We start from the raw sequence: 9,637 nt of genomic DNA on the forward strand, positions 1-9,637 counted from the left end.
ACGGTGGCGCCGTCGGGGCCTACCTCGACGGCGGCACCGACGCCTCCGCCCGCGTCAACCGGGCGGCCGCGGAGATGGTCGTCCAGCTCAACCGCTGGCTGACCGACTACGACGTGGCCCTGTCCCTGTGACACCGCTCCCGCCGCGTACCGCTACGGCCAGTTGCCGGTCGCCGGCTCCGCCGTGGACCGGGAAGCCGGGCCCGCGTCCGCGCCGGCGGGCCGGGCCGCTGCGTCCGGACCATCGGGCCGACCGGGTGGGGATGCCGGCGAGGCGGACGGCCGCGGCCCTGCCGTACCGCGTGGCGAGGCCGCGCCACCGCTTCGGTCCGTTGGCGCGGCGTTCGACGGTGCCGCGCTGCGCGTAGGCGTCGCGGCCGAAGGCCGGCGGTCTGCCGCGGCGGAGCCGGCGGCGGCGCCGGTCGGCCGTGATACGGCGTCTGCGCAGGCGGTCGCGGACGGCGCGGGAGGAGTACGCCGTGTCGGCCAGGACCGCACCGGACCGCCTGCGGGGCCGCCCCCCCGCCCGGCGGGGGCGTCACGCCGGTGAACGCGGGTGCGTCGCCGTCCTGCCCCGGGGCCAGGACGAAGACCAGGGGCCTGCACCGGCCGCCGGACACGGGGCGGGGGTGGCGGCCGGTCTGCCCCGGGACCGGCTGAGGGCACGGCCGTGCGGCGCGCCGGCCGGTCGGCGGCGTCGCAGGTCCGTTCGCCACACCCGGGCAGGGGCCGGTCCCGGTCGCTGCTCTGGCACGAGCCCGGTGGGTGTTCCGGTTGAGTAGGCGTACTCATGCCGGGCGAGGGGCGGCTGCCGCACGCTGGTCGCACAGCGTGCGGCGTATCGACCGGCTGCCCGCCGCTGACACAGCAGCAGCAGCCGATCCCAGGGAGACTCCGTGTCAAAGCGCATCGTCGCCACCTCGCTCGTCTCAGCTGCCGCCGTCGCTGCCGACGCCTTCGTGATGGCCCCGCGGACGCCGCGGGGTCCGCGGAGCGGCCATCATGAAGGCCGCGGCCCACTGCGCCCCCTCGGCCGGCGGTGCCGGGCCGTCGCTGGCTTTCACCGCTACCGTGGCCGGCGGCTCGGGCGTGCAGAGCCTGAAGGCGCTGGTGTGGCCGGCGAGTTCGGGCCCGGCGCCCAGGGCCGGTGAGACGAAGGCCGTCGAGAACGCCACGTGCAGGACGGCGTCGTCCACGACCTCGCTGTGTACCTACGGAATGAAGGACTCCGCCAAGGACGCGGCTGCGATGCCCGGGGGCACCCGGTATGTCTCCGCGCTCGCCACGGCCAAGGACCGTGACACGACCTTCGCGCCCAGTGCCGCGACCTTCACCGTCGAGCACTGACACAGGAAGACACGGTTGGAATCGAACGGCAGGGGTGGCGGTATGAGGGAAAAGGCGCGGGCGGCGGAGCGGCGCCGGGGGCCGGTGGTGGCGCTCGGGGCGGTGCTGGTGATCATGGCGGTGTCCGGGTGGCAGCCGGTGGACCGGGTGACGTGGGTGATGGAGACGTTCTGGGTGATCATCGGAGTGCCGCTGGCCCTCGCGCTCTGGCGCCGGTTCCCGCTGACCGACCTGCTGTGCTGGCTGCTGGTGCTGCACGCTCTCGTGCTGGCGGTCGGCGGCCACTGGACGTACGCCCAGGTCCCGGCCGGGAACTGGGTGCGGGACACCCTCGGACTCTCCCGCAACCCCTACGACCGGCTCGGCCACCTCATGCAGGGCTTCGTCCCGGCCATCCTGGTACGGGAGCTACTGGCCAGAACATCGCCGCTGCGCCGCAGCCGGTGGCTCGCGCCGCTCACGGTCTGCGCCTGCCTGGCCTTCAGCGCCTTCTTCGAGATGCTGGAATGGTGGTCGTCCCTGATCGGCGGCCACTCCGCGGACGCTTTCCTGGCCACCCAAGGCGATGTCTGGGACACCCAATGGGACATGTTCTGCTGCCTGATCGGGGCAGTCCTCTCCGTATTGCTGCTCAGCCGCGTCCACGACCGCGCCCTGGCCGCACTCGCCCCGGGCACGACAGGCGGTACCGCCCAGGACGCAGCCGTGCCGCTGCGGACGCCGGCCCGCAGCGGCACGGCCTTTCAGCAGCAGAGGTAGGAGACAGGAGCGGGTGCCCAGCTCTCAGCGGCCGGTCGACCGAATCCGTGACGCGCGATCCCCTCGCCCACGCCGGCAGCGCGAGGCATGCTTCTGCCTGACAACGGCGTCGGCGTGTCCGCGGGCACCTGCACCTGGCATCTCCGGGGCAGGCACCAGCGGCCCGGACCCGGTTCCGATACCACGCCGGCCGGCCGAGGAACCGTACGAACTCGATGATCACCCACTGGCCGTCGGCGATCGAGCTGCCTGCCATCACGGTGCCGGTCCGGGAGGGCAGGAACTGGTCATCCGGTTCCTGCCCGACATCCTGGTGCTCCTGCGCCGTCGCCGGCCGCCGCGGTGTACCGATCGAGCGGACGACCGCGAGCGTCACCGGCGCCTCACCCCACTTCACCGCAGTCGGCCATGCGCCACGGATACCGGCAAAACGTCATGGATCATGACGGAACGAAGGGATCTGCCCATGCGTCGCACCACCTGAACCTATGTGCGATCGGTGAGCGACGCGACGTGCGATCCATGGTAGGGTCTGGCGCGGAGGTGAGCCTTGTGCCCACTGGGAATCCGCTGTTCAGCGCCATCGACGCACTGCTGGAGCAGGTCCCGACCGATGACCTGCCGCCCCCTGTCGAACGCAAGCGGCTGCGGGAGGCCGCAGGACTGAGCCAGACCCAGATCGCCACCGCACTCGGCACGCGCCGCGAGGCGGTCGGGAACTGGGAGGGAGGGAAGACCGAGCCGCGCCCGCCGCAGCGCGCCGCCTACGCGCGGCTGCTGGAAGGCCTCGCGCAGCGCTTCCCCGCCCCGGAGTCGGCTGCGGCACCGGCAGCGACCCCGCAGCCGGCGCCTGCGGCACCCGAGACAGTCACCGCCCCGGCCGCGCCGATGGCGCCGGCGCGGCCCGCGTCGACGACATCGGCCACGGGCACGGCGCGCGGTCCCGCGACAGCCGCCGGGAGTACGTCGACGTCACGCCGCCCCGGGGGGAAGAATGCGGCCCCGAAGTCCGCCCCCGCCCCGGCTGCGGTGGATCGGTGGTTCGCGCACGGGCCGCTGGGTGTGCTGGACGGCGACGGGTCGCTGTACGGCGCGGGCGGGCTGGTGTTGGAGTGCCCGGCCGCCACGGTGCCGGATTTGGTCGCGTGGACGCTGGCGGAGGCGAGGCTCGGTGCGGGCCGGCTGCACCGGTCGGGCAAGGACTCCGACCCGCTGATCGTGCTCACCGCCGCGGCGGTCGAGCGGCTCGGGCTGCCGGAGCGCCTGGAGGACCGCCGCTCCATGCGGCTGCCGGAGGACCACAAGGTCGTGAAGCAGATCGCACGGGCGAAGTGGCAGCTGACCCGGCGCGGGTTCGGGCCGTGGGCCCGGGTCTACCGGCCGGCCAAGGGCAGCGAACGGCAGTGCGTACAGCTCGCTGTGCTGCCGTGGGGCGCATTGGACTCCCGGGCGTGGGGCGAGGCGGACCAGCTGCCGCCGGCGGAGCTCGCGCGGGTGCTGACCGCCTACGCGGCCCGGGTGCTGACCCCGCGCGGCTCCACCGCGGTCGCCGGCCTGGAGCTGATGACGGCGCTGCGGCCGCCGACGCGCGCTGTCCGGGACGAGGGGACGGACAGGTGGGTGTCCGGGGCGGTGCCCGGCTCGCTCACCGTGGCGGTCGACCCGGCGCCGCCGGAGGCCCCCGGCGAACACCCCGTCGTCGCCGCGCTCTTCCCGCGCACGTACGAGCGCACCCCGGCCGAAGTGCTCGATGAGGAGGCGTTCGACTGGATCCGGTCCACCGAGCTGCTCACCGATGCCGAGTGCTCGCAGCCGTTCGCGGTCGGCATCGACGTGAACACCGCGTTCCTCGCGGCCGCGAACAGGCTGGTGGTCGGCCTGTCCGGACCCGAGCACGTCAAGGCGCCGCGGTTCGACAAGTCCGTGCCGGGCTCGTGGCTGGTCGACCTGTCCGGCATCGAGCTGGACCCGCGGCTGCCGTCGCCGTTCACGCCGCACGGCGGGCGCCCGACCGGCCCGGCCTGGTACGCCACCCCCACCCTCGCCTACGCGCAGGAGCTGATCGGGCAGTTCGGGCTGGCGGTGGAGCTCCGCCCGATCGAGGCGTACGTCCGGCGCGAGACCGGGCCGTATCTGGACCCCTGGTACAAGCACCTGGCGGAGGCGTACAAGGCGACGATGGCCGACCTCGGAATCACCGCCGACCTGTCCCCGGCGGCGTTCCTGGACGCGATGGCCGGCCACAAGGCCACAGATCCGGGCATGGCGATGGTGCTGTCCGCGATGAAGTCCACCGTGAAGGGCGGCATCGGCAAGCTGCGTGAGCGGCCGCAGGGCACGAAGTACCGGCCCGGCGAGCGGTGGCCGGCCCTGGAGCGCCCCACGTGGCGCCCCGACATCCGGGCGGCGGTCATCTCGGCGGCCCGGGTCAACATGCACAGGAAGCTGGTGAAGACCGCGCTCGCCACGCATCCCGGCCCCGCGCCGACCGGTGCCGTGGTGTTCGGCGAGGACGCGCTGCTGCCGATCGCGCTGCTGTCGGACTGCGCGGTCTACCCCTCGCCGGGGCCGTCCCCGCTGGACGTCCTGCCCTACGACGCGGCTGGGAAGCCGGCGCCGGGCACGTTCCGGCTCGGCGTCTCGCCCGGCATGGTCAAACACGAGGGCACGCAGCCCCTGTTCTGGGCGGTGGAGCTCATGGAACAGCAGCACAATCCGGCCCGGCACATCAAGGGCGACGGCCACGACGCCGCTGACGAGGGGGAGTAGACCGTGGGCGACACCATCGTCGCGGTGGCCGGCACCCTGCTCGGCGGCCTGCTCACCGCGCTCCTGCAGTCCCGCCACTCCCGCGAGACCCGCCGTGACGAGCGCGCGGAGCGCCGCGCGGCCGACCTGCGGGCGGCCCTCGGTGCCCTGGTGGCGGCGATAGGCGACCACCGCCGCGCCATGTGGCACCGCGAGCACCTGCGCCTGACCGGCGCCCCGCAAGCCGACTGCGACTCCGCCCGGGCCGCCAGCCGCACCACCCGCTCCGCCGTCACCGCCCCGCTGGTCGCGGTCTCCATCCTCGAGCCCGACCTCGCAACCGCCGCCCGCACCGCCGCCCTGGCCGCGTTCGACATGCGCGGCGCCGCCGACCTGGGCGCCCTCACCACCCAGCGCCAGTTCGCCGTCACCGCCACCGACGACCTGGTCGCCGCCGCCGGCCGGGCCCTGAGCCAAGGGGATTGAGACGTGGGCGAGATCGAAGACGCGCTGCAACGGGCGGCCGGGAACACGGCGACGCGCCCGATCCCGAAGTCCGCGCAGGCGCAGATGCGGTTCCTGCTCAAGGCGGAGAGGGGCTCCACCCGCGCCCTGGCGGCCCGGATCGGGGTCACCCAGCGCACGGTGGAGCGCTACCTCAAGGGCCAGCTGCGCCGCCCCCGCAGGGACCTGGCGGCCCGCCTGGAGCGCGAGGTCCGCAAGGACTGGCAGCCCCGTGTGCAGCAGCGGGCGAAGAAGAAGGCCGCGGTGTCGGGCGGCATCGTGATCGAGACCCGCGCCCGGTTCGGGTTCACCGCGGCACCCGGGTCGACGGACGACGGGCGTATGCGGCGGATCACCCAGCACCTGCCGCCCGCCTACGCCAGCCGGCTGTTCGACGCGCAGGCCGCCGGCGCCACCGAGCAGCAGCTGCAACGCATCGCTGCCGAAGGACTCCAGGAGATCTACTTCAAGGACCGCGGCCGCCGCGCAACGGACTTGGAAGTGGAGTTCACCGACATCGACTACATCGAGCTGGACTTCTGAGCCCGTGGCCGGCCAGGTGTGACCGGCGGGTACCGGATCACGGCCACGGGATCCGGTACCCGGTCACAGAGTGCTGGTCAGCGATGGGGACTTCCCCGCCGGAGACTGACTGAGAACACGGTGTGCCGGACTGTTCCCGCTCCGTAGACCGACTCGGACCGTCAACCTCAGGAGGCTGCTGTGCTGCGGACCAGGCGCACGGGTCCGATCGTGGTCGGAGTTGCGGTGGGAGTTTTGGCGCTGGGGACCGCAGAGGGGCTGTAGCCGACACCGCTCCGGCGGGAAGCTACGTGGTCCACCGGACCGGGACGCTGAGCATCGCAGGTCCGGCGGCAGCAGCGTGCACGCTCTTCGCGAACAAGCCGAACTACAGCGGCTCGACGATCACCGGGACCGGTGGATCCTCCTCGTGCACCGGCTCAGTGGCCAGTTGCTCGAGTGAGGTCACTCGTCAGTGCTACCTCATCAGGCCCGCACTGTAGGAGCCTGCTGGGGCGAGCGCGAGGCAGTCGCTGTCCGCACGCCGAACCCGGTGGCGAGCGGGGCGTACGTGTGTCCGACGCGCAAGTGGGCCAGGGCGAGAGGGGCTTGGCGGCCGGCGGTCAGCCGCCGCCAGCGGGAGTCGATGGCACGGCGGTGCCGCGGCAACTGATCTGCAAGGAAGCGGAGCGCGGAACTGGACACGTCCACGCCGGACGGCTGACAAGCGTGCGAAGCCTGTGGTGGAGACGGTTCTCCTGGCCGAGAACCCGTCTACCAGGGGCTTCGCTTCGTTGTCACCCCAAGTGCGCAGCCACGTCAGCAGGTTGGAAAACGCCCAGTGCCGACTTCACGCCATTTGGCGTGATTCCCGGTGGTGTCGCCAGTTTCCAGCTCCTACGCTGAATTCCCGAGCCGTAGGAGAAAACATGTCGCATACGCATACGAAGACCAGAACCGGCGTTCATGCCCTGGTCAGCGCAGCCCTGGTGACAGGCGCCCTTCTCGCATGCGCCGGACAGGCACAGGCAGCCACCACCGTCCATTGCGGTGATGTCCTGATCAACAGCGGCTTCTACAACTGCGACCCGTTCACCGACACGGGCGGCCCATACACCTTCAACGCGGACACCTGGAGGCAGTGGAACCCCCTTACCGGCGGAAGCTACGTGGCGGGTCACAACGTGCGCGCCACCTGCGAGAGCGTGACGCCGACCAGCAGCGGCATGTACATCGGAAACAACTGCACGCCCCTGACACCCCAGTAACCACATCACCGCACCGCTCCGGACGACCACGAAGGCGGTCGGCATTGCCGATCATCGGCACAACAGAGGACACGGCCGGGGCGCGGAAGTGCATGCCGGTCGGGAGGGCCAGGAGCCGGCCGTGCTTGTGGCCCTGGCTGGGCAGGTGGATCTGCAGGTCGTATCCACCAGCCGTCCGGTTCCCGGCGCCGGGACTTCACTACGGCGTACAGCTGCTGCCCGTCCGGGAGGGCCACGTCGGCCTGCGGTCTGCGGCAGCGCAGCCGGCTGCGCCTGGCCCTGCTTGTGGTCCGGGGCATCGCTGATCCCTCCCGTCTAGCTCGATTACCTGGTCGAATTCGTCTGTTCCCTAGTCGCCGTCGTCACCGGACCGCTGCAGGCGCCGGCGCCGGTTCTTGTCCGGTCGGCGCACCAGCTTCCCCGCGGCGAGCATCACGGTCGCCACGCCACGGACCCAGCGGGGACCGCCGCGCTCCGCCCACACCACACACGCACATCCACCGACGGCGAGCACCAAGACGCCGAGCAGTATCAGACCCACCATGTTCCCCGCCTCTACGTTCATGCGTACTGTCCCGCTGATCGTGTCAGGTCGGGCGGTCCACGGACGCCACTCCCGCAGCCCGTCGCGGAACGCCGGTGAGCGGTGCGGCGGTCGGGCGACCGGTGGGGTCGCTCACCCGCCGTGCTCCGAACCGGTACGTACCGGTGGGGGACGCCGTATACGGGTGGGAGACCCCTCTTGCCGCAGCCGCGCCGGAGCTCGCCGAGCACGTGGTGGCGTTCGACGCAGATCGCCCGGCGACACCGGGAAGCCGGCCTGCTGGCCGTCGCAGCCGCTGCCGAGAGGCCCATCCCGGCCGACGGTACGTGACGACCACCCAGGGACGCGCCGATCAGGCCCCTGGCCGGCGTCGCCGTCCTCACCCGCGGGCGGCGCTGCGGGCCGGGTTCCCGGGGAAGTGACGCCGGCAAGGGCCCCGAGCACACGCTCGTTGTCGGCCATTGGCCGAACCCGACTGCACAGCCGCTGACATGCGGCCCGGCCGGCGGTGCAGGCGGCGGCCGATGGGGCGGGCGGGCTCCGTGGAGCCGCAGGGTGGCCGAAAATCAGCGCAACTGTTCCATGACAAGGGGTGATCGGAGCCGCCCGGGGCAGACCTTGCCCCGGAAGCGGCCGTCGCGTGGGGACGGGGGTCCGCCCTGCGAGCATCGCCGCCGCGGTGCCGGACCGATGGGGGTAAGTGGATGAACCTTCGAACAAAATCCGCCGTCCTACTGGGCGCTGCCCTGTGGGCAGCCGCGTTCGTGACACCGGCCGTGGCCGACCCGGCCCCGGCCGCGGTCTCGACCACGTACCAGATCGACGCCCGGCACAACGGCAGCCTCACGGACGGCGCGCTGGCCGCGCCGCCGCTGAGCAGGAAATGGTCCCGCGACCTCGGCGGGAACGTCTCCTACCCCGTCGTGGCCGGCGGCCGGGTCTTCGTCACCGTGGCCGCCCCGGACGAGGACGGCACTACTCTCTACGCCCTCGACGCGCGCACCGGCCAGAACGCCTGGAACCCCGTCAAGCTGGGCGGCCTGTACTGGTGGTCCGCGCTCGCCTACGGCGGCGGGCGGCTCTACGCCCTGACCTACGAGGGCCGGCTGACCGCGTTCAACCCCGCCACCGGCGCGCCGATCTGGTCCGTCGCGCTCGACGGGCAGCACTCCTTCACCTCCCCGCCGACCTTCTCCGGCGGCGTCGTCTACACCGGCGGTGCCGGATACGGCGGCACCGTCTACGCGATGGACGCCGCGACCGGCGCGGTGCGCTGGACGCAGTCCGTCGAGAACGGCGACGACAGCTCGCCGGCCGTCACCCCCACCGGCGTCTACGTCTCGTACGCGTGCGAGCAGGCGTACGCCTTCGACCCCGCCACCGGCAGCCCGGCCTGGCACCACGAGACGGGATGCGAGGGCGGCGGGGGCCGCACCCCGGTGGTCGCGGGCGACGGCAGCGTCTGGATCCGCGACAACTTCGACATGGCACCCGTGGTCCTCGATCCCGCGACCGGGACGACGCGCGCCACGTACGCGGACTCCGGCCCGATCCCGGCCCCGGCGATCGACGGCCACCAGGGCTACTTCGTCGCCGACGGCGTCCTCAGGGAGCGGTATACCCCGACCCTGGCCACCCGGTGGACGTTCCAGGGCGACGGCCAGATCAGCACGGCCCCGATCGTCGTCAACGGCTACGTCTACGTCGGCTCCCGGTCGGGCCAGCTGTACGCGGTCAGCGGCGCCACCGGGAAGTCCGTGTGGTCCACGGCCGTCGGCGCGCCCGTCCAGGCGCCCAACGAGGACGACGTCTCCCAGCCGCTGACCGGCCTCGCGGCGGGCGGCGGCCTCGTGGTGGTCCCGGCCACCCACCTGCTGGCGGCGTACGGGCAGTCCATGCGCCAGGAGTGGATCTGCTGCATGCCGCGGTTCAGCTTCTCCGCGAGG

Annotated in this window: 8 protein-coding genes and 1 pseudogene; 7 read left to right on the forward strand and 2 right to left on the reverse strand. The window is 72.7% G+C overall.

Translation table 11 applies throughout. The features are described from left to right. Positions 1 to 1,001 precede the first annotated feature (1,001 nt). The 5 genes from V7E46_RS29910 (at position 1,002) to tpg (ending at position 5,900) form a co-directional block, all read left to right on the forward strand. Complete coding sequence (locus tag V7E46_RS29910; RefSeq protein ID WP_333771352.1) at positions 1,002 to 1,346, forward strand: DUF5707 domain-containing protein; 345 nt, start codon at positions 1,002 to 1,004, stop codon at positions 1,344 to 1,346. Positions 1,347 to 1,388: 42 nt separating this feature from the next. Beyond that, complete coding sequence (locus V7E46_RS29915) at positions 1,389 to 2,105, forward strand: DUF2238 domain-containing protein (protein WP_333771353.1); 717 nt, start codon at positions 1,389 to 1,391, stop codon at positions 2,103 to 2,105. Between the two features lie 522 nt (positions 2,106 to 2,627). Further along, the gene (gene tap, locus V7E46_RS29920; protein ID WP_333771354.1) at positions 2,628 to 4,874 is read left to right on the forward strand and encodes a telomere-associated protein Tap; all 2,247 of its coding nucleotides are present in this window, start codon (positions 2,628 to 2,630) and stop codon (positions 4,872 to 4,874) included. Between the two features lie 3 nt (positions 4,875 to 4,877). Continuing rightward, positions 4,878 to 5,339, forward strand: a complete 462-nt coding sequence (locus V7E46_RS29925) for a protein kilB (RefSeq protein ID WP_333771356.1) — start codon at positions 4,878 to 4,880, stop codon at positions 5,337 to 5,339. Between the two features lie 3 nt (positions 5,340 to 5,342). Beyond that, complete coding sequence (gene tpg / locus V7E46_RS29930) at positions 5,343 to 5,900, forward strand: telomere-protecting terminal protein Tpg (RefSeq protein WP_333771357.1); 558 nt, start codon at positions 5,343 to 5,345, stop codon at positions 5,898 to 5,900. Between the two features lie 498 nt (positions 5,901 to 6,398). On the opposite strand, the pseudogene V7E46_RS29935 reads toward tpg, so the two are convergent. Continuing rightward, positions 6,399 to 6,590 (reverse strand): annotated as a pseudogene (locus V7E46_RS29935) (transposase family protein); the annotation flags it as partial. A 218-nt stretch (positions 6,591 to 6,808) separates the two neighbouring features. Between V7E46_RS29935 and V7E46_RS29940 the strand changes: the two are divergent. Further along, the gene (locus V7E46_RS29940; protein WP_333771358.1) at positions 6,809 to 7,147 is read left to right on the forward strand and encodes a hypothetical protein; all 339 of its coding nucleotides are present in this window, start codon (positions 6,809 to 6,811) and stop codon (positions 7,145 to 7,147) included. Between the two features lie 349 nt (positions 7,148 to 7,496). Here V7E46_RS29940 and V7E46_RS29945 read toward each other — a convergent pair whose 3' ends face one another. Next, complete coding sequence (locus V7E46_RS29945) at positions 7,497 to 7,691, reverse strand: hypothetical protein (protein ID WP_333771360.1); 195 nt, start codon at positions 7,689 to 7,691, stop codon at positions 7,497 to 7,499. A 704-nt stretch (positions 7,692 to 8,395) separates the two neighbouring features. Here V7E46_RS29945 and V7E46_RS29950 point away from each other — a divergent pair. Further along, the coding region (locus tag V7E46_RS29950; protein ID WP_333771359.1) for a PQQ-binding-like beta-propeller repeat protein at positions 8,396 to 9,637 on the forward strand (1,242 nt) is incomplete at its 3' end.

Source organism: Streptomyces sp. IBSBF 2435 (genome assembly GCF_036815005.1).
Classification (GTDB): domain Bacteria; phylum Actinomycetota; class Actinomycetes; order Streptomycetales; family Streptomycetaceae; genus Actinacidiphila.